At 66.5% G+C, this 17810-nt stretch carries 18 protein-coding genes and 1 tRNA gene; 11 read left to right on the top strand and 8 right to left on the bottom strand.

Annotation, left to right across the window (positions count from 1 at the left end):
• Positions 1-119: 119 nt before the first annotated feature.
• Genes ACFVV0_RS06590 through ACFVV0_RS06580 form a run of 3 tightly spaced genes read right to left on the bottom strand, consistent with a single transcriptional unit; the run spans position 120 to position 2426 of the window.
• Positions 120-872: an ABC transporter ATP-binding protein gene (locus tag ACFVV0_RS06590; protein WP_387060036.1), complete on the bottom strand. Its 753-nt coding sequence runs from the start codon at positions 870-872 to the stop codon at positions 120-122.
• On the bottom strand, positions 872-1690 hold the full coding sequence (locus ACFVV0_RS06585) for an ABC transporter permease (protein ID WP_387060034.1): 819 nt from the start codon (positions 1688-1690) through the stop codon (positions 872-874). The genes ACFVV0_RS06590 and ACFVV0_RS06585 overlap by 1 nt, the downstream gene beginning before the upstream one ends.
• 43 nt (positions 1691-1733) lie before the next feature.
• The gene (locus tag ACFVV0_RS06580) at positions 1734-2426 is read right to left on the bottom strand and encodes an NTP transferase domain-containing protein (protein WP_387060032.1); all 693 of its coding nucleotides are present in this window, start codon (positions 2424-2426) and stop codon (positions 1734-1736) included.
• 691 nt (positions 2427-3117) lie between these two features.
• Between ACFVV0_RS06580 and ACFVV0_RS06575 the strand changes: the two genes are divergently transcribed.
• The 3 genes from ACFVV0_RS06575 to ACFVV0_RS06565 are packed head-to-tail and all read left to right on the top strand — an operon-like array spanning position 3118 to position 5886.
• The gene (locus ACFVV0_RS06575) at positions 3118-4023 is read left to right on the top strand and encodes an ABC transporter ATP-binding protein (protein ID WP_387061741.1); all 906 of its coding nucleotides are present in this window, start codon (positions 3118-3120) and stop codon (positions 4021-4023) included.
• Entirely contained in the window at positions 3999-5576 is a 1578-nt protein-coding gene (locus tag ACFVV0_RS06570) for a hypothetical protein (protein WP_387060029.1), read from the top strand. Before ACFVV0_RS06575 ends, ACFVV0_RS06570 begins: the two co-directional genes overlap by 25 nt.
• A gap of 25 nt (positions 5577-5601) precedes the next feature.
• Positions 5602-5886 carry a DUF3039 domain-containing protein gene (locus ACFVV0_RS06565; protein ID WP_387060026.1) on the top strand — a complete coding sequence of 95 codons (285 nt, stop codon included), beginning with the start codon at positions 5602-5604 and terminating at the stop codon, positions 5884-5886.
• 16 nt (positions 5887-5902) lie between these two features.
• On the opposite strand, the gene ACFVV0_RS06560 is transcribed toward ACFVV0_RS06565, so the two are convergent.
• Complete coding sequence (locus ACFVV0_RS06560) at positions 5903-7168, bottom strand: nicotinate phosphoribosyltransferase (RefSeq protein WP_387061738.1); 1266 nt, start codon at positions 7166-7168, stop codon at positions 5903-5905.
• A 103-nt stretch (positions 7169-7271) separates the two neighbouring features.
• On the opposite strand from ACFVV0_RS06560, the gene murI reads away from it, so the two are divergent.
• The 4 genes from murI (at position 7272) to ACFVV0_RS06540 (ending at position 10438) form a co-directional block, all read left to right on the top strand.
• Positions 7272-8093: a glutamate racemase gene (murI, locus tag ACFVV0_RS06555; protein ID WP_387060024.1), complete on the top strand. Its 822-nt coding sequence runs from the start codon at positions 7272-7274 to the stop codon at positions 8091-8093.
• A gap of 29 nt (positions 8094-8122) precedes the next feature.
• Positions 8123-8863, top strand: a complete 741-nt coding sequence (gene rph / locus ACFVV0_RS06550) for a ribonuclease PH (RefSeq protein ID WP_387060022.1) — start codon at positions 8123-8125, stop codon at positions 8861-8863.
• Positions 8863-9456, top strand: coding sequence for an RdgB/HAM1 family non-canonical purine NTP pyrophosphatase (gene rdgB / locus ACFVV0_RS06545; protein ID WP_387060020.1), 594 nt, complete (start codon positions 8863-8865; stop codon positions 9454-9456). The genes rph and rdgB overlap by 1 nt, the downstream gene beginning before the upstream one ends.
• A 76-nt stretch (positions 9457-9532) precedes the next feature.
• Positions 9533-10438: a cation diffusion facilitator family transporter gene (locus ACFVV0_RS06540; RefSeq protein ID WP_387060017.1), complete on the top strand. Its 906-nt coding sequence runs from the start codon at positions 9533-9535 to the stop codon at positions 10436-10438.
• A 12-nt stretch (positions 10439-10450) separates the two neighbouring features.
• Here ACFVV0_RS06540 and ACFVV0_RS06535 read toward each other — a convergent pair whose 3' ends face one another.
• The 4 genes from ACFVV0_RS06535 to ACFVV0_RS06520 form a co-directional block, all read right to left on the bottom strand.
• On the bottom strand, positions 10451-11173 hold the full coding sequence (locus ACFVV0_RS06535; protein WP_387061735.1) for a DedA family protein: 723 nt from the start codon (positions 11171-11173) through the stop codon (positions 10451-10453).
• Between the two features lie 271 nt (positions 11174-11444).
• Positions 11445-11526: transfer RNA gene (locus tag ACFVV0_RS06530), tRNA-Leu, on the bottom strand.
• Positions 11527-11543: 17 nt separating this feature from the next.
• A complete protein-coding gene (locus tag ACFVV0_RS06525) occupies positions 11544-12581 on the bottom strand; it encodes an LLM class flavin-dependent oxidoreductase (RefSeq protein WP_387060013.1) in 1038 nt (345 codons plus the stop codon).
• 61 nt (positions 12582-12642) lie between these two features.
• Positions 12643-13917 (bottom strand): MFS transporter, encoded by a 1275-nt coding sequence (locus tag ACFVV0_RS06520; RefSeq protein WP_387060010.1) that lies wholly within the window; start codon positions 13915-13917, stop codon positions 12643-12645.
• 84 nt (positions 13918-14001) lie between these two features.
• Here ACFVV0_RS06520 and prfB point away from each other — a divergent pair, with 84 nt between their 5' ends.
• From prfB to smpB, 4 genes are all read left to right on the top strand, one after another.
• Positions 14002-15117 (top strand): peptide chain release factor 2, encoded by a 1116-nt coding sequence (prfB, locus tag ACFVV0_RS06515; RefSeq protein ID WP_387060007.1) that lies wholly within the window; start codon positions 14002-14004, stop codon positions 15115-15117.
• An 85-nt stretch (positions 15118-15202) separates the two neighbouring features.
• On the top strand, positions 15203-16330 hold the full coding sequence (ftsE, locus tag ACFVV0_RS06510) for a cell division ATP-binding protein FtsE (protein ID WP_387060004.1): 1128 nt from the start codon (positions 15203-15205) through the stop codon (positions 16328-16330).
• Positions 16327-17232 (top strand): permease-like cell division protein FtsX, encoded by a 906-nt coding sequence (gene ftsX, locus ACFVV0_RS06505; RefSeq protein ID WP_387060001.1) that lies wholly within the window; start codon positions 16327-16329, stop codon positions 17230-17232. Before ftsE ends, ftsX begins: the two co-directional genes overlap by 4 nt.
• Positions 17233-17302: 70 nt before the next feature.
• Positions 17303-17779 (top strand): SsrA-binding protein SmpB, encoded by a 477-nt coding sequence (gene smpB, locus ACFVV0_RS06500; RefSeq protein ID WP_387059997.1) that lies wholly within the window; start codon positions 17303-17305, stop codon positions 17777-17779.
• The last annotated feature ends 31 nt before the right edge of the window (positions 17780-17810 follow it).

The raw sequence follows: 17810 nt of genomic DNA, 5'->3' as shown, positions 1-17810 counted from the left end.
TAACCACCCCGACCGACGCTTCAACCGGCCCCCGGCCCCGAACCGGGCATTCTCGGGGATAACTCCGAACACCCACGCCTTGTGGAGGAACGTTGCTGATGCGTCGTGGGGGTAACGGGTCAGGAACCGTAGTCGCGGTTGTACAGGTCGAGAACCTCGTCGATCGGACCGTCGAGCACCAGCGCACCCTTGTCGAGGTACAGTCCACGAGTGCAGAATCGTCTCAGGTCGCGCTCGTTGTGCGAGACGAAGAAGAGAGTGCGCCCGCCGTCGAGCAGCTCCTCGATGCGCCGGTAGCACTTCTCCCGGAACCCGCGGTCTCCCACGGCCAGCACCTCGTCGACGAGGATGATCGGCTCTTCGAGCTGCGAGATCACGGAGAACGCGATGCGCACCTTCATTCCGCTCGAGAGATGCTTGTAAGGCGTGTCCACGAAGTCTTCGATCTCCGCGAAACCGATGATGCTCTCGAAGCGTTCGTCGATCTGCGCTTTCGACATCCCGTGCAGGCCGGCAGTGAGGTAGACGTTGTCGCGAACCGTCAGATCGTCGACGAAACCGCCGGTGATCTCGATGAGCGGGGCGACCCCGTCGGCAACGCTCACGGTACCCTCGTCGGCGAGCATGACGCCGGCGACGAGCTTGAGCAGAGTCGACTTGCCCTGGCCGTTGCGGCCGACGACGCCGATCGACTCGCCGCGTTGCACGTCGAACGTCACATCGCGCAGCGCCCAGAAGTCACCGGGGCGCGAACGGCGCTGACGCGACGAGAAGAGGTCTTTGAAGAGACGGCGCCCACCGCGATTGCGGCGGAAGCGAATCCCGATCTTCTCGGCCGCGATGACGGGGGTGGTGGTGACGGTGGTCGACATCAGATCTCCTTGAGCACTGCGCGCTCGCAGCGCCGGAAGACGAGGAGGCCGACCACCAGCAGGATGACCGACACGAGGGCGCTCATCCCCACGAGGTACCAATCGAGCTCCTGCGGGAAGAACGTCGCGCGGTAGAGGCTGAACAGTCCGGTCAGCGGGTTGAACGCCGCAAGATCCCTCAGCACGTGCAAGTGCTCGAGGTCGCGTGCGCTGTAGATGATCGGGGAGGCGTAGAACAGGAATCGCAGGATCAGCTTGATCGCCCGCTCGAGGTCGCGGAAGAACACGACGAGCGGGGCGACGATGAGGCCGATGCCGACCAGGAGCACGGTCTGGATGACCACGGCGAGCGGGAAGAAGAGGATGTCGATGTTCACCTTCGCCCCGCTGATGATCGCGAAGAACGCCAGGACCGGCAACGACGCCAGGAATTCGATCCCCTTGGACATCACGATGCGATTCACCCAGATCGTGCGCGGGATCATCGTCGACCGGATGAGCTTCGACTCTTTCAGGAACGCCCGCGTCGCGTCGGACACGACCCCGTTGAACCACATCCAGGGGAGCAGCGCCGCCAGAAGGAACACGATATACGGGTCTTCGCCGACCGAACGCTTGAAGACCTGCGTGAAGACGAACCAGTAGATGCCGCTCATCACGAGCGGATCGAGGATCGACCACAGGTAGCCGAGCGCGCTCGTCGAGTACCTCACGCGGAGGTCGCGCTTGGTCAGCAACCAGAGGGAGTGGCGATACCGCGCGAACCTCGTTCGCTGGCCGGGGCGCACCTCGGAGAATGTACTGGTCACGGAACCCATCGTATTGATCGACGCCGCGTGCTAACCGACGCGGACGATACGACTATACGAAAAGATTCGCCCGCTCGAGGTCCTCCGCGAAGTCGACCTCGACCGCGTACAGGTCGGAGATGTCGATCGGCTCGACCAGCATCTTGTCCTGGTCGATCGCCAGCTCGATGCCGCGCTCGAAGTAGTCCTGGTCTCCGACCCGCTGCAACTGGCGCAGCAGAGCCGCCTTGTCTTTGCTGGAGATGTAGTTGATGCCCACTGCCTCGCCGAGCCCGTTCTTGACGGTCTTCGACAGTTCGTGGATGTAGCCCTCGGCGCTGGTGGTGTACTTGACCTCTTCGTCGGCGACCGACGATGTGTTGACGGTGACGAACGTCTGGTCGCGCTTGACCGACGCGGCCGCCCGCACGAGAACGGCGGGATCGAACACGACGTCGCCGTTCATCCACAGCACGCCGCCGGTGGCGGAGGCCTGAAGGGCGCGCATGAGGCTCTTCGACGTGTTGGTCTGGTCGTACTGCTCGTTGTAGACGAAGGAGGCGTCGGGGAAGGCCTCGATGATGTGCTCCAGCTTGTAACCGACGACGATCGTGACCTTGGCGTCTTTGCCGAAGGCCGCGTGGATGTTGTCGAACTGCTGCTGCATGATCGTGCGGCCGTCGCTCAGCTCGGTCAGCGGCTTGGGAAGGCTTCGTCCGAGGCGGCTGCCCATGCCGGCGGCCAGAATCACTACCTGGGTCGTCACAATTGTCTCCTTGTGTTCCGTGCGGACGGCGTTCCCGTGGTCTCGTTGCCACCGGTACGCCAGCCTGGAGGAGAGATTCGCCCAGGCCCGATAATCGAGCTCAGCCCGCACTTACGCGTATCGACACCCCTTTATGCCTCCCCCAGAGTACCCATGGCCCCTTTCGAGGGGCAGGGGTTGACGTGGGTCGTTGTGGGGTCGTTACGTTCTTCACAGGACATTCCTAGGCTCGGACTTCGCCGGATCGCGCCTTCTGTATCCCCGTCCGTGGGCGGCTTGGTACGGTAGCGGGGTGAGTTCCGAGCGTGCGTCGTCCGAGAGTCCAGAGTCCACCGAGGCCCTGGACACACCGGTGGCGGATGCGGAACAGGGTGCCGTGAAGAAGCCCACGCGCCGGCCGCGCACGACGGCTTCGAAGGCTGTGGGGACGGGGGAAGAGATGGCGGCAGACGCCAGTGAAGACGAGTCGGTGAAGCCGGCTGCGCCGGTGCGCGCGACGAAGCGCCGCCCGGCCAGCGGAACGGCGAAGACCGCCGCCGCCGCGGTCGGTACGAGCACCACGACCCGCGGCACCCGGTCGACGACCCCGAAATCGAGCGCACCCAAGTCGGCCGGTCCGACAACCAACTCCCGCGCGACCAAGGCGCCGACGCGTGCCCCGAAGACTGCTGCCGCATCGGTGGCGACACCGATGACCGTCGAGACGGCCGTGACGGTGGAGGCGGTCGATGTGATCCCCGAGGTCGCCGTCGCTCCCGATGTCGCCGTCGCTCCCGAGGTCATCCCCGCACCCGAGGTCACCCCCGCGCCGACGGCCGCTCCAGCGGCATCCCGGGCACCCAGCGTCCTTTCGCTCTACGGACTCCACAAGCGCTTCGGCGACACGGTCGCGGTCGACGGCGTTTCGCTCGAGGTCGCCGAGGGGTCGTTCTACGGCATCGTCGGCCCGAACGGCGCAGGCAAGACCACGACCCTGTCGATGGTGACGGGGCTGTTGCGTCCCGACGCCGGCCGCATCCTCGTCCACGGCGTCGACGTCTGGAACGACCCGGTCAAGGCCAAACGTGCCATCGGCGTGCTCCCGGACAAGCTGCGGATGTTCGATCGACTCACGGGCGCCCAGCTTCTGCACTACGCCGGTTCCCTGCGCGGACTCAGCGCGAAGACGGTGCGCAATCGCTCCGCCGATCTGGCCAAGGCGTTCGGCATCGAAGACGCCCTCGACCGCCTCGTCGCCGACTACTCGGCCGGCATGTCGAAGAAGATCGCCCTGGCTGCAGCGATGATCCACTCGCCACGTCTGCTCGTGCTCGACGAACCGTTCGAGTCCGTCGACCCGGTGTCGGCCGCGAACGTGATCGACATCCTGCAGCGCTATGTGGCGGCTGGTGGAACCGTCGTGCTCTCCAGTCATGGCATGGATCTCATCCAGCGGGTGTGCGACAGCGTCGCGATCATCGTGCGGGGAGAGGTGCTCGCCGCGGGGACGATCGACGAGGTGCGCGGAGAGCAGACCCTGGAGGAGCGCTTCGTCGAACTGGCCGGTGGACGCAAGGCTGCGGAAGGCATGGAGTGGTTGCACAGTTTCTCGGACTGAAGCTCCGGCTGATGGGGAACGCTTTCCGGCGCAGCCCCTGGCAGGTCTTCGGCCTGGTGGTCGGGCTGCTCTACGGTCTGGCGATGACGATCATCGTCGTCGGCGTTCTGATCGCTGCCCGCTCGAACCCCGACGTGTCCTCTCTGCACAGCGTGCTGGTCGTGATCGGTTCGATCGTCGTCGCCGGATTCGCCGTGCTCCCGTTGATCTTCGGTGTCGACGACACCCTCGACCCGCGCAAGTTCGCACTGTTCGGGATGCCGAACCGCCAGCTCTCGACGGGGCTCGCGCTCTCGGCGCTCATCGGCGTCCCCTCGATCGTGCTGATCGTGTGCACATTCGCGACCGTCGTCACCTGGTCGCGCGATCCCGGCACCGGTGTGCTCGCCGTGGTCTCGTTCGCGGTCATCGTCGCAACCTGCGTGCTCGTCTCCCGGGTCACGACCTCGGTGGCGTCGTTCACGCTGTCCACGCGCCGGTCGCGTGAGTTCGGCGGCATCATCGGCATCCTCGTGATCGTCCTGCTCGCTCCGGTCGCCTTCCTGCTGCTGACGGTCGACTGGGGTCGCGATGGACTCGGAACGATCACCGGATTCGCATCCTGGCTGGCATGGACGCCGCTCGGAGCCGCCTGGTCGGTGCCTGGCGAGGCAGCGGCCGGCAATGCCGGAGTCGCGGTCCTGCAGCTCCTGATCGCGCTGGGCACGGTCGGGCTGCTCTGGCTGGCCTGGACGGGTCTGGTCGCAAAGATTCTGGTCACGCCGTCCCGCGAGGCGGAGGCGAAGGCGTACTCCGGCCTCGGCTGGTTCGGCCGCCTCCACGGCGGCCCGACGGCCTCGATCGCAGCCCGCTCGATGACCTACTGGGCGAGGGACCCGCGGTACTGGGTGTCTCTGGTCCTGATCCCGCTGGTGCCCGCCTTCGTGATCGTCGCGCTGATGCTCGGCGGCATCCCTGCGCACTACGCCTCGCTCGTGCCGCTCCCGCTGGTGTGTCTCTTCCTCGGCTGGTCGATCCACAACGACATCGCCTACGACAACACCGCCATCTGGCTGCACATCGTCTCCGGCACCCGGGGAATCGCCGACAGGGTGGGCCGGATGTTCCCGCCGATCCTCATCGGCATCCCGGTCATCGCAGTCGGCTCGCTCGTGACGACGGCCGTGTACGGCGACTGGGTCATCCTGCCCACCGTGGCGTCGTTGAGCGGTGCCATCCTGCTCATCGGGATCGGCCTGTCGAGCATCGCATCGGTGCTCTTCCCGTATCCCGCGACCAAGCCGGGCGACAGCGCGTTCGCTCAACCTCAGACGTCGGGCGCGTCCGCCGCGCTGGTGCAGGCGCTGAGCTTCTTCGCGATCCTGCTGCTCGCGTCGCCGATCATCGTCTTCCTGGTACTGGGCATCACGGTCTCGCCGCTGTGGCTCGGCGTCGCGCCCGTGGCCGGTGTCGTACTCGGGTTCGGCTGCCTCTTCGGCGGACTGTATCTCGGCGCCTGGGCATACAACCGTCGGCAGCCGGAGCTGATGGCTTTCGCCAACCGCAACGACTGATCCGGCGTCGATCTACACTGGAAGCATGCACGAAGCGAGCATCTCCGAACCCGGTGGCATCCCAGACGGCGGCGGCACAGCGACGCTGGACCGCGAGCTCGAGGAGCTGCTGCAGAACCAGAACGTCGACCCGGGCGACCACGAGCGCTTCTCGCACTACGTCAAGAAGGAGCAGATCCTCGAGTCCGCCATGACGGGCAAGCCGGTCAAGGCGCTCTGCGGCAAGATGTGGACGCCGGGCCGCGACCCGGAGAAGTTCCCGGTCTGCCCGACCTGCAAAGAGATCTACGAGAAGCTTCGCGACGAGTAGGCCCCCGGCCGTAACCTCAGACGAAGACGGTCGGCAGGACGGGGTCGCCTCGGCCGACCCGGAACGCCTGATCCGGGAGTTCTGCCATCGCCTTGTCGCGGTGTTTTCGTGCGGCCGCGGTTCCCGCAGCACCGAGATGCTCGGGATGCACGACACCGTCCGTGATCAGCGGTACGAGGAGGTCGCGACCGTTGTCGTGGACCGTCGCACCGTGCTCGACGATGTGGATCGCCTCGGCCACGGCTCGACCGCTCTCATCGACCCGGCGCACCGGATGCTTGCGGCCCGCGACGCTCGCTTTGCCTTCGGATTTCTTGGCCACCGGAATCCACTCGCCGTCGCCGTCGTGGCTGCGGTGCGCGACGAGTTTGTACACCATGCCGGAGGCCGGGTATCCGGAGCCGGTCACGACCGAGGTACCGACGCCGTACGAGTCGACGGGCGACGCCGACAACGCGGCGATGGTGAACTCGTCGAGGTCGTTCGTGACCGTGATCTTCGTCGTGGACGCGCCCAGCCGGTCGAGCTGGTCGCGCACCCGGCGCACGAGGTTGGGCAGGTCGCCGGAGTCCAGACGCACGGCGCCGAGCCGGGGACCGGCGACTCTCACAGCCGTCTCGATGGCGCGCTCGACGTCGAAAGTGTCGACGAGCAGCGTCGTTCCCGGGCCGAGCGCATCCACCTGGGCACGGAACGCCTCTTCCTCGTTATCGAAGAGGAGGGTGAACGCGTGCGCGGCGGTGCCCATCGTGGGAACTCCCCAGCTGCGACCGGCCTCGAGATTGGAGGTTGCGCTGAAACCGGCGATGTACGCCGCCCTGGCAGCGGCGACGGCCGACCGTTCGCCGGTGCGGCGGGAGCCCATCTCGGCGATGGGGCGGCCGTTCGCGGCGGTGACCATTCTGGCCGCGGCACTGGCGACGGCCGAGTCGAAGTTGAAGACGCTGAGGATGAGGGTCTCGAGGATGACCCCCTGCGCGAACGGCGCATCCACGACGAGGAACGGCGAGCCGGGGAAGAAGACCTCCCCCTCGCGGTACCCGGAGATGGTGCCGCTGAACCTGAAGTCGGCGAGCCAGTCGAGGGTCGCGTCTCGAACCACGTGGTTCTCGCGCAGCCACTCGAGTTCCGCGTCGCCGAACCGGAAGCGTTCGATCAGTTCGAGGAGCCTGCCCGTTCCGGCGAGGATGCCGTATCGCCTGCCGGCCGGCAACCGCCTGGTGAACGCCTCGAAGACGCACTCGCGGTCGTGCGTGCCCGCGAGCAGTGCGGCGTCGAGCATGGTGAGCTCGTAACGGTCGGTCAGGAGAGCGGTTGAGCCGGTCACCCGTTCAGCCTAGCGTCGGCACCGGAGGCACAGTGCGTACGTTGTATGGTGGCTTCTTGTGACCGATGCACCGATTGGGATTTTCGACTCGGGGGTCGGCGGGCTCACCGTGGCACGCGCCATCCGCGACCAGCTCCCGAACGAGTCGATGCTGTACGTCGGCGATACCGCCCACTCTCCCTACGGCCCCAAGCCGATCGCCGACGTGCGCCGCTTCTCGCTCGAGGTGCTCGACCTCCTCGTCGAGCAGGGTGTCAAGATGCTGGTGATCGCCTGCAACACTGCGTCCTCGGCGATGCTGAGGGATGCGCGCGAGCGGTACTCCGTGCCGGTCATCGAGGTCATCCAGCCGGCCGTGCGCCGTGCCGTCGCCGCCACCCGCACGAACCGGGTCGGTGTGATCGGCACCCTCGGCACCATTAATTCGCGGGCCTACGAGGACGCCTTCGCCGCTGCACCCGATCTCGAGCTGTTCACGCAGGCGTGCCCCCGCTTCGTCGAGTTCGTCGAGGCAGGCGTCACCAGCGGCGACGAGGTCCTGCGGGTGACCGCCGAATACCTGCAGCCCCTGCGCGAGGCTGACATCGACACCCTGGTCCTCGGATGCACGCACTACCCGTTCCTCAAGGGTGCGATCTCGTACGTCATGGGGGAGGGCGTCTCTCTCGTATCGAGTGACACCGAGACGGCCAAGGATGTGTATCGCACCCTGGTGGGAAGCGGGCTCGAGCGAACCGCATCGACGTCGCCGACCATCCACTACGAGGCGACCGGCGACGACGCCGACGACTTCTTGCGGCTGGCGCACCGGTTCATCGGACCGGAGGTCTCGCGCGTCGACCTCGTCCAGACCGGTGTCATCGACCTTCCGCGACTCTGATCAGCATCACCACGACAAGGAGATCCTCCGTGACCGACATCCTCCGCGCCGACGGGCGCACCCCCGACCAGCTCCGCCCGGTCACGATCGAGCGCGGCTGGAGTAAGCAGGCCGAGGGGTCGGCACTCATCTCGTTCGGCAACACCAGGGTGCTCTGCACGGCTTCGTTCACCAACGGTGTGCCGCGCTGGATGGCGGGCAAGGGCAAGGGCTGGGTCACCGCCGAGTACTCGATGCTCCCTCGTTCGACCAACAGCCGCATGGACCGTGAATCGGTCAAGGGCAAGATCGGCGGGCGCACCCATGAGATCAGCCGTCTCGTGGGCCGCAGCCTGCGCGCGGTCGTGGACATGAAGGCCCTCGGCGAGAACACGATCGTGCTCGACTGCGACGTGCTGCAGGCCGACGGCGGAACGCGCACGGCCGCCATCACGGGCGCATACGTGGCATTGGCGGATGCGCTCGAGTGGGGTCGCGAGCACCGCTTCATCGCCCAGCGCGCCACTCCGCTGATCGACTCCGTCTCGGCCGTGTCGGTCGGGATCATCGACGGCGCCCCGATGCTCGACCTGGCGTACGTCGAGGATGTGCGAGCCGAGACCGACATGAATGTCGTCGTCACCGGTCGCGGGCTCTTCGTCGAGGTCCAGGGCACCGCAGAGGGCGCACCGTTCGACCGGCGCGAACTGGACTCGCTGCTCGATCTCGCGCTCGGCGGCGCGGAGTCGCTGAAAGACATCCAGAGCAAGGCGCTCGCAGGGGAGCTCTGATGGTCCGCGTCGTCCTGGCCACCCACAATCAGCACAAGGCCGCCGAGTTCCAGCAGATCCTCGGCGATGCGGTTCCCGGACTCGAGATCGTCGCCTACGACGGTCCCGAACCGGTCGAAGACGGTGTCACCTTCGAAGCGAACGCGCTCATCAAGGCGCGCGCCGCCGCCGCTCACACCGGGCTTCCCGCCCTCGCCGACGACTCCGGCATCTGCGTGGACGCGATGGGCGGAGCCCCAGGGATCTTCTCGGCGCGCTGGGCGGGCCGGCACGGCGATGCGGAGGCCAATCTGCGCCTGCTGCTCGATCAGCTCGCGGACCTGCCCGACGCATCCCGCACCGCGCACTTCACGGCGACGCTCGCACTGGTGACGCCCGACGGCGAGGAGACCCTGGTGCAGGGCGTCTGGCCCGGCAGGATAGCCCGTGAGGCCGCCGGGGAGCACGGCCATGGCTACGACCCGATCTTCATCCCCGAGGGCCACGACGAGACCGCTGCGCAGCTCGGTCCGGCAGTCAAGAACGCCGAGAGCCACCGCGCTCGGGCCTTCGCCGCGGCAGTTCCCGCGCTGACCGTGCTCGCCGCCCGCTGAGAATGAGAACGGCACTCATTCCTATCTAGCCCGATCGCCTGGCGGGGGAGCGTCGGCACGCCTACCGTTGGTGGTGATGAGTCACAACCACGGCCAAGCCGCCAATCGCAACCGCCTCCTGATCGCGATCGGGATCGTGGCGACCGTTCTGGTCGTCGAGGTGGTCGGCGCGTGGCTGAGCGACTCGCTGTCACTGCTCGCCGACGCCGGGCACATGCTCAGCGACCTCACCGGGCTCATCGTGGCGCTGATGGCGACGATCGTGGCGGCACGCCCGCCGAGCGACCGTCAGACCTTCGGGTACCAGCGCGCCGAGGTCTTCGGAGCGCTCATCAACGGGCTCATCCTGCTCGTGGTAGCCGTCAGCGTGAGCGTCGGGGCCGTCAACCGGCTGCTCAGCACGGTCGAGCCCGAGGTGCAGAGCACACCGATGCTGGTCGTGGCCGTCATCGGTCTGGTGGCCAACGCGGCAGCGCTCCTCCTGCTGCGACCAGCCGCCGGGCACTCGATCAACATGCGCGGCGCCTACCTCGAGGTGCTCGGCGACCTCGTCGGCTCGGTGACGGTGATCGTTGCGGCGGTGGTCATCCTCTTCACCGGCTTCGTTTCCGCCGACGCGATCGCTTCGCTGCTGATCGCCGTGCTGATCGTTCCCCGGGCGTTCGTGCTGCTGCGGGATGTGGTTCGCGTGCTCAGCGAGGCGGCGCCCGCTGACACCGACGTGGCGGAGATCCGGGACCACATCCGCGGCACCAAGGGAGTCGTAGCCGTACACGACGTGCACGTGTGGGCGATCACCTCGGGCGCGCCGGTCTTCACCGCGCACGTCGTGGTGGAGCCGGAGATCTTCAGCTCGGGCAAGACCGGGGAGCTGCTGGACGAGCTCTCCGGATGCCTGTCGAAGCATTTCGACGTCGAGCACTCGACCTTCCAACTGGAACCGGCGGAACACGCGGCCCACGAGGACGAGCTGCACCAATAGCGGCGGGAACGCTCAGCTCTCGGACGGTTTCTTCTCGAACACCTTCGGGTCGATGCTGACCTCGGCGTCGGTGGGGAGTGCGGCCTTGGCTTTCTTGGCCTTGCGGGTCGACTGGATGTAGTGGAACAGTGTCGGCACCAGCGTCACCACGACTGCACCGATGAGGATGACGTCGATGTACTTCTCCACGAACTCGGCCACCGGCGGGATGTAGCCGATGAGGAAGCCGAAGTACGTGAGCCCGGCACCCCAGATGAGTGCTCCGATGGCGTTGTACAGCGAGTACTTCTTGTAGTTCATGTGACCGACGCCCGCCGCGACGGGAGCAAAGGTGCGCACGATCGGAACGAAGCGGGCGAGGATGACCGCGAGCGCTCCGAAGCGCTCGAAGAACTTGTTGGTGCGGTTCACGTTCTCCATGCTGAACAGACCGGTCTCTTTGCGCTCGAAGACCCTCGGGCCGAGCTTGTGACCGATCAGATAGCCCACTTCGCCTCCCAGGAACGCGGCGAACGCGATCGCGAGGGCGACCCACCAGATGTCGACGCCGAAGACGAGCACGGTGTGCGTGAGGAGTCCGGAGATCACCAGCAGGGTATCGCCCGGCAGCAGGAATCCGACCAGCAGGCCGGTCTCGGAGAAGACGATGGCGCAGACCACGAGCAGCGCCCAGGGCCCGGCGCCGTGAATGATCACGTTCGGGTCGAGCCACGGGATGAGGGCAGCGTGATGGATCAAGGTTCTCCAGGGGAGTCAGTTCAGTGGATCACCTGAGTTTAGCGAGGGCGTCCTCCGGAAACCCTCAGAATCCTGCACGCGGCGGGAAAGATCATCCTCTGGTGCTACCCGTCGCCGCTCGCGCCGCTCGCCGCCTGCCGAGCACCGTCTCCCGAGTACGCGAATTGTCTGCGTACTCGACCGCTTTCAGGCGACTATCTCCGTACTCGACGGGTAGTTCGCGCGGACTCGGCGGGAGAAGGCGTCCGGGGCCGGAGGCCGGGGCCGGTGCGGGAGAAGGGACTTGAACCCTCACGCTCGAAAGCACAGGAACCTAAATCCTGCGTGTCTGCCAATTTCACCACTCCCGCGGTCGCGCCAGGCGCGGCTACGACAATAGCTCATCGACGCGCGGGGCGACCTCGGTTCCATACAGTTCGATGGCCTTCATGAGGTGGTCGTGCCCGAGCGTCCCGTTGCTGATCTTGAGGTCGAAGCGCTGGATCCCGAGCCCGTTCGCGGTGTAGGCGATCTTCTTCGCCACGGTCTCCGGCGAGCCGACGAAGAGTGCGCCATCGTCGCCCGCATCGTGCTCGAATCGCGCCCTCGTCGCCGGCGGCCAGCCCCGCTCGCGCCCGATCCGGTTCGTCATGGCTTCGTAGTGCGGCCAGAGGGTCTCTTTCGCCTCTTCGTCGGTCGCAGCGATGAATCCGGGGGAGTGCACCCCGATCGGCAGCGTCGCATCCTGCTCGAACTGCTCGAGTGCACGGTGGTAGAGGTCGGTGAGAGGCTGGAAGCGCATGGGGCCTCCACCGATGATCGCGAGCATGAGGGGCAGTCCGTAGTGCGCGGCCCGGATGACCGACTCCGGGCTGCCGCCGACGCCGATCCAGGTCTTGAGCGGGCCGTTCTCGAGGTGCGGGTACACCGACTGGTTCTCGAGGGAGGCGCGCAGTGAGCCGGACCAGGTCACCGGCTGCTCCTTGCGCAGCTCGGCGAAGAGGTTCAGCTTCTCATCGAAGAGCTCCTCGTACTGGGTGAGGTCGAAGCCGAACAGCGGGAACGACTCGATGAAAGACCCGCGGCCCAGGATGACCTCGGCTCGTCCGCCCGAGACGCCGTCGAGCGTGGCGAAGCGCTCGAAGACGCGCACGGGGTCGTCCGAGCTGAGCACGGTGACGGCGGTGCCCAGGTGGATGCGCTCCGTGCGCCCGGCGATCGCGCCCAGGACGACTTCGGGTGCCGACACGGCGAAGTCCTCCCGGTGGTGCTCGCCGATACCGATGAAGTCGAGTCCGACCTGGTCGGCGAGAACCCCTTCTTCGACTACGTTGCGCAGCACCTGCCCGAAGGGGAGCGGCTCACCGTCCGGGCCGTTCGTGACATCCCCGAAGGTGTCGATGCCGAGCTCGAGTGTGTGCGCCATGTTCGTCGTCCCGTCTCTATTCCATGCGTTTGCATGAAACCGAACCGCTGTCGATTCGACCTTATTCCAGGAGGGCGGGACGCGGGCGCCTCGGAACGTATCGGGGGATGTAGCGTGCGAGGATCCCCGCCCCGACAAGGCCGAGCACGCCGATGACACCGCTGGCGAACGCGATCGACACGAGGGCGGTGAGCAGTGAGACCAGCAGGGGAGCGGCCGCCTGCCCGGCGTCGCCCGCGAACCGCCACGCGCCGAGGAACGGAGCCGGCCGGTCCTTCGGTGCGAGATCGGCGCCCAGTGTCATGATGATCCCCGATCCGATGCCGTTCGCGACCGACAGGAACATCGAGACGCCGATGTACCATTCGACGTTCGTGGGAAGGTCGTGGGTGAAAGCGAGCACGAGGAAGCCGGCCGTGAGTCCGAGCATCGACGGGATGGCGCTCCACATCCGGCCCCAGCGGTCCATGATCTGACCGCTCGCGTAGAAGAGGGCGAAATCGATCGAGCCGGCGATGCCGATGATCAGCGCGGTGTTCGACTCGCTCAAGCCGATGCTGACGGCCCACAGCGGCAGCAGCACGGTGCGGGCCGAGCGGATGGCGCCGATGAGTGCGACACCGCTCCCCATCCGAGCGAGAACACCGCGGAACGACCAGATCGTGCGGAACAGACCCTTCGTGCGCTCCTCGGCCTCTTCTTCGCCGGCGCTGAGAAGTTCGCCGCTCTCGTCCAGCGCGACGGGCGTCGGACCGAACATCTTCTCCGGGTCGGGCAGGGCGATCAGCACGATCACCGACCCGAGGCAGCTGACGATGAAGATCCAGAACACCGACTGCGTCGATCCGGTGACGGCGATCACGGCGGCCGCGATCAGCGGCCCGATGAACCAGCCCGCGCGGAAGATGCCGCCGAGCGTCGACAGGGCCCGTGCGCGGTAGCGGGCAGGAACGTAGGAGGTCATGAACGCGTGACGTGCCAGGGCGAAGACGGCGGTGGCCAGCCCGACGACGAAGATCCCGATCATGAGCACCCAGTAGTTCGGCGCGACCAGGCAGACGATGACTCCGGCGATCGCGACTCCGGCGGCCGCGATCATCGAGGGGCGTTCGCCGAATCGCGATACGACCCAACCGCTCGGGATGTCGCCGACCAGCTCGCCGACCATCACCATCGACGAGATCAGGCCGGCGATCGCCAGAGTCGCGCCGAGGTTGCCGGCGGCGATCGGGATGATCGGGATGATCGCCCCCTCGCCGATCGAGAACAGCAGAGTGGGGAGGAATGCGGCTAGAGCCACGGAGCGGAAATTGAAGGGGCGCTCGGCAGAAGTCATGTCGTTAACACACTACAACTGTCGGCGCCGGCGTCTTCCGCCCACAGCCCGCGCGCGGCCTGCACCGGTAGGCTGGTGGGCGACATGATTGAACTCGATCTTTCGCAGCAGATCGCCGACCTGCGCTCAACGTTCTCCGACATCCGATCGGTGGTCGACGTGGATGCGCTGACCGCCGAGATCGCAGACCTCAGCGAGCAGGCCGGTGTGCCCGACCTCTGGGACGACACCGAACGGGCGCAGAAGGTGACCAGCGCGCTCAGCCACCGCCAGTCGGAGCTCGCACGCATCACCTCCATCGAACAGCGCCTCGACGACCTCGAGGTGCTCATCGAGATGGCCAACGACGGCGAAGGCGACGCGGAGACCGCAGCCGAGGCGCGCACCGAGCTCGAGTCCCTGCAGAAGAGCCTGGGCGAGCTCGAGGTGCAGACGCTCCTGAGCGGTGAATACGACCCGCGACCCGCCGTGGTGACGATCCGGGCCGGCGCGGGCGGCGTCGACGCGGCCGACTTCGCCGACATGCTGTTGCGCATGTACCTGCGCTGGGCGGAGCATCACAACTACCCGGTGACGGTGATGGACACCAGCTACGCGGAAGAGGCCGGCATCAAGTCGGCGACCTTCGAAGTGGATGCGCCATACGCCTTCGGCACGCTGAGCGTCGAAGCGGGAACCCACCGCCTGGTGCGGATGAGTCCCTTCAACTCTGCGGGCAAACGGCAGACCTCCTTCGCGGCGGTCGAGGTCATCCCGTTGATCGAGGAGACCGAGTCGATCGACATCCCCGACAACGACATCCGCGTCGACGTCTTCCGGTCATCCGGCCCTGGCGGCCAGTCGGTCAACACCACCGACTCCGCTGTGCGCATCACCCACCTCCCGACGGGAACCGTGGTCTCGATGCAGAACGAGAAGAGCCAGATCCAGAACCGCGCCGCCGCGATGCGCGTGCTGCAGAGCCGCCTGCTCCTCCTTCAGCGCGAGCAGGAGGCGGCGGCCAAGAAGGAGTTCGCCGGAACCATCACGGCGAGCTGGGGCGACCAGATGCGGAGCTACGTGCTCGCGCCGTACCAGATGGTGAAAGATCTTCGCACGGACTACGAGGTCAACAACCCGTCGAACGTCTTCGACGGAGACCTCGATGGCTTCATCGCCGCGGGCATCCGGTGGAAGGCCGGCGCGAAAGCCGGCGCCTAGAGTTCACTCGGTGGGCTATCAGGCTTGAGGAGTCGGGCATGTCGTTGCTGCGGATCGCCCGTGGGTTGCTTAGTCTCTAGAAGTCATGATCCGGTTCGAACACGTATCCAAACAGTACTCGGGCACTACGCGCCCGGCGCTCAACGCCATCAACCTCGAAGTGCTGCGTGGAGACTTCGTCTTCCTCGTCGGTGCGTCCGGCTCGGGAAAGTCGAGCTGCCTGCGGCTGATCCTCAAAGAGGAGAAGCCCACCAAGGGGAAGATCCACGTGCTCGGTCAAGACCTGGGCACGATCTCCAGCCGCAAGGTCCCGTACTTCCGTCGCAACATCGGCGTCGTCTTCCAGGACTTCCGCCTGCTGCCGAACAAGACCGTGTTCGAGAACGTCGCGTTCACGCTGCAGGTCATCGGCAAGTCGCGCGGTTTCATCCAGGAAGCCGTGCCGGATGTGCTCAAGATGGTCGGCCTCGACGGCAAGGCCCAGCGCCTCCCGCACGAGCTCTCCGGCGGCGAGCAGCAGCGTGTCGCCATCGCCCGTGCGGTCGTGAACAAGCCGCAGGTGCTGCTGGCCGACGAGCCGACCGGTAACCTCGACCCGGCCACGAGCGCCGGCATCATGGCGGTGCTGGAGCGGATCAACGCAGGCGGAACCACGGTTCTGATGGCGACGCACGAGGCCGCGATCGTCGACCAGATGAAACGCCGTGTGATCGAGCTCGTCAACGGCCAGATCGTGCGCGACGAGCGTCACGGCGGGTACGGCTTCACCGCCGCCATCCCGACCGCAGCGCCACTCGTCGCCGAGCCGAAGATCGCGGGCCAGTCGGATGCCGACGCCGCAGCCTCGAGGCCGTCCCAGTACTCCGCCGACCAGGGGTACACGCGCGTTCAGACCGGACCGATGACCCGCCCGCAGGTGCCGACGTCGCAGCCGCACGGCCCCGTGACGGTGCCGACGACTCAGGTGCCGATCAGCGAGGATGCGCCGGTCGTCGAGGCCGCACCCGTCGCGCAGGCGGCCCCCGTCCCCGAGCCCGTGCCCGCGCATCCGGCCGCCCAGGAACCCGTGGCGGTACCCGCCGCGCAGCAGAGCCCGCCGCCGGCGAGCGACGGCCTGCCCGATCACCTCAACTTCACCGCCAACCTCGACCTGCGCGGCCTCCGCGCCGAGGGCGAGCAGAGCGGCGAGCAGAATGTGGGACCGACCAAATGAGACTCGGCTTGATCCTCTCCGAGGCCGCGAGCGGACTGCGCCGCAATCTGTCGATGGTCGTGTCGGTGGTGCTCGTCACCTTCATCTCGCTGACCTTCGTCGGCGCCGCGATCCTGTTGCAGATGCAGATCGGTCAGATGAAGGACTACTGGTACGACCGAGCCCAGGTGGCGGTCTACCTCTGCATCGACTCCGACGCGTGCGAGGCCGGACCGGCCAACGATCAGACGATCGCGGCCGTGAAGTCACAGCTCGAGTCGCCCGAGCTCGCTCCGTACATCAAGAAGTTCTACTTCGAGAACCAGGAGCAGGGGTTCGCCCACTTCAAGCAGCAGTTCAAGGGCAACCAGATCTCCGACTTCGTGACCCCGCAGATGATCCAGCCGGCGTTCTGGGTCAATCTCAAGGATCCGAACAATTCCGCGGTGCTCTCCGAGACCCTCTCGAGCGCGGCCGGTGTGCAGAGCGTCGTGGATCAGCGAAGCTATCTCGACCAGATCTTCTCGATCCTCAATGCGGCGAGTTTCACCGCGATCGGCATCGCCGCACTGATGCTCGTGGCCGCCGCTCTCCTGATCGCCACGACCATCCGGCTCTCTGCGTTCTCGCGAAGACGTGAGCTCGGGATCATGCGACTCGTGGGAGCGTCGAACAGGTTCATCCAGACCCCGTTCATCCTCGAGGGGGTGTTCGCCGCCCTGATCGGGTCGGTGCTCGCCGCGGGGGCGATCTATGCCCTCGTGTCGGTCTTCGTCCGCGGTTACCTGAGCGAGCAGATCCGGTCGATCAATTTCGTCGGGACGGACAATGCGCTCCTCGTCGCGCCGATCCTGGTGCTCGTCGGCATCATACTTGCCGCCGTGTCCGCCAACTTCGCCATCAGTCGCTATCTGAAGGTCTAGTTCGTAATAGACTGGTCAGCTGCCCCGCGAGTGCGGGACATCCATCGACCGAATCCGTCAGGAGTGCGCTGTGCCCAGGGAACGTGGCCAGAAAGTGGTGGCCACCAATCGCCGAGCCCGCCACGACTACACCATCGAAGACACCTATGAGGCCGGCCTGGTCTTGACGGGAACCGAGGTGAAGTCGCTGCGGGCCGGTCGTGCATCCCTCGTCGACGGGTACGCCTTCGTCGACGGCGGGGAGGCGTGGCTGGATGCCGTCCACATCCCCGAGTACGCCGACGGCACCTGGAACAATCACGCGCCGCGCCGCAAGCGCAAGCTGCTGCTGCACAAGGCCCAGATCCTCAAGATCCACAACAAGGTGAAGGAGGGCGGATACACGATCGTGCCGCTCTCGATCTACTTCTCCGACGGCCGGGCCAAGGTGGAACTCGCAGTGGCGAAGGGCAAGCGCGAGTACGACAAGCGGCAGGCACTGCGCGAGCGGCAGGACAAGCGCGAAGCGGACCGCGCCATGTCGAGCCGCGCTCACCTCGGCGAGTGAGGCTTCGCTCCGAGCGCGGACGCCTCCCCGC

Origin of the sequence: Leifsonia sp. NPDC058230 (assembly GCF_042882245.1) — a bacterium.
Taxonomy (GTDB): Bacteria; Actinomycetota; Actinomycetes; order Actinomycetales; family Microbacteriaceae; genus Leifsonia.
The sequence above is the reverse complement of the archived record's forward strand: the minus strand, read 5'-3'. Positions and strand labels throughout refer to the sequence as shown.

Excerpts from the sequence above, each read along its gene's own strand:
- ACFVV0_RS06520 (WP_387060010.1), bottom strand. The coding sequence starts at position 13,917 with ATGACTTCTGCCGAGCGCCCCTTCAATTTCCGCTCCGTGGCTCTAGCC.
- prfB (WP_387060007.1), top strand. The coding sequence starts at position 14,002 with ATGATTGAACTCGATCTTTCGCAGCAGATCGCCGACCTGCGCTCAACG.
- ACFVV0_RS06560 (WP_387061738.1), bottom strand. The coding sequence starts at position 7,168 with ATGCTCGACGCCGCACTGCTCGCGGGCACGCACGACCGCGAGTGCGTC.
- rdgB (WP_387060020.1), top strand. The coding sequence starts at position 8,863 with ATGGTCCGCGTCGTCCTGGCCACCCACAATCAGCACAAGGCCGCCGAG.
- ACFVV0_RS06575 (WP_387061741.1), top strand. The coding sequence starts at position 3,118 with ATGACCGTCGAGACGGCCGTGACGGTGGAGGCGGTCGATGTGATCCCC.
- ACFVV0_RS06590 (WP_387060036.1), bottom strand. The coding sequence starts at position 872 with ATGTCGACCACCGTCACCACCACCCCCGTCATCGCGGCCGAGAAGATC.
- ACFVV0_RS06525 (WP_387060013.1), bottom strand. The coding sequence starts at position 12,581 with ATGGCGCACACACTCGAGCTCGGCATCGACACCTTCGGGGATGTCACG.
- ACFVV0_RS06565 (WP_387060026.1), top strand. The coding sequence starts at position 5,602 with ATGCACGAAGCGAGCATCTCCGAACCCGGTGGCATCCCAGACGGCGGC.
- ftsX (WP_387060001.1), top strand. The coding sequence starts at position 16,327 with ATGAGACTCGGCTTGATCCTCTCCGAGGCCGCGAGCGGACTGCGCCGC.
- ACFVV0_RS06540 (WP_387060017.1), top strand. The coding sequence starts at position 9,533 with ATGAGTCACAACCACGGCCAAGCCGCCAATCGCAACCGCCTCCTGATC.
- ACFVV0_RS06585 (WP_387060034.1), bottom strand. The coding sequence starts at position 1,690 with ATGGGTTCCGTGACCAGTACATTCTCCGAGGTGCGCCCCGGCCAGCGA.
- ftsE (WP_387060004.1), top strand. The coding sequence starts at position 15,203 with ATGATCCGGTTCGAACACGTATCCAAACAGTACTCGGGCACTACGCGC.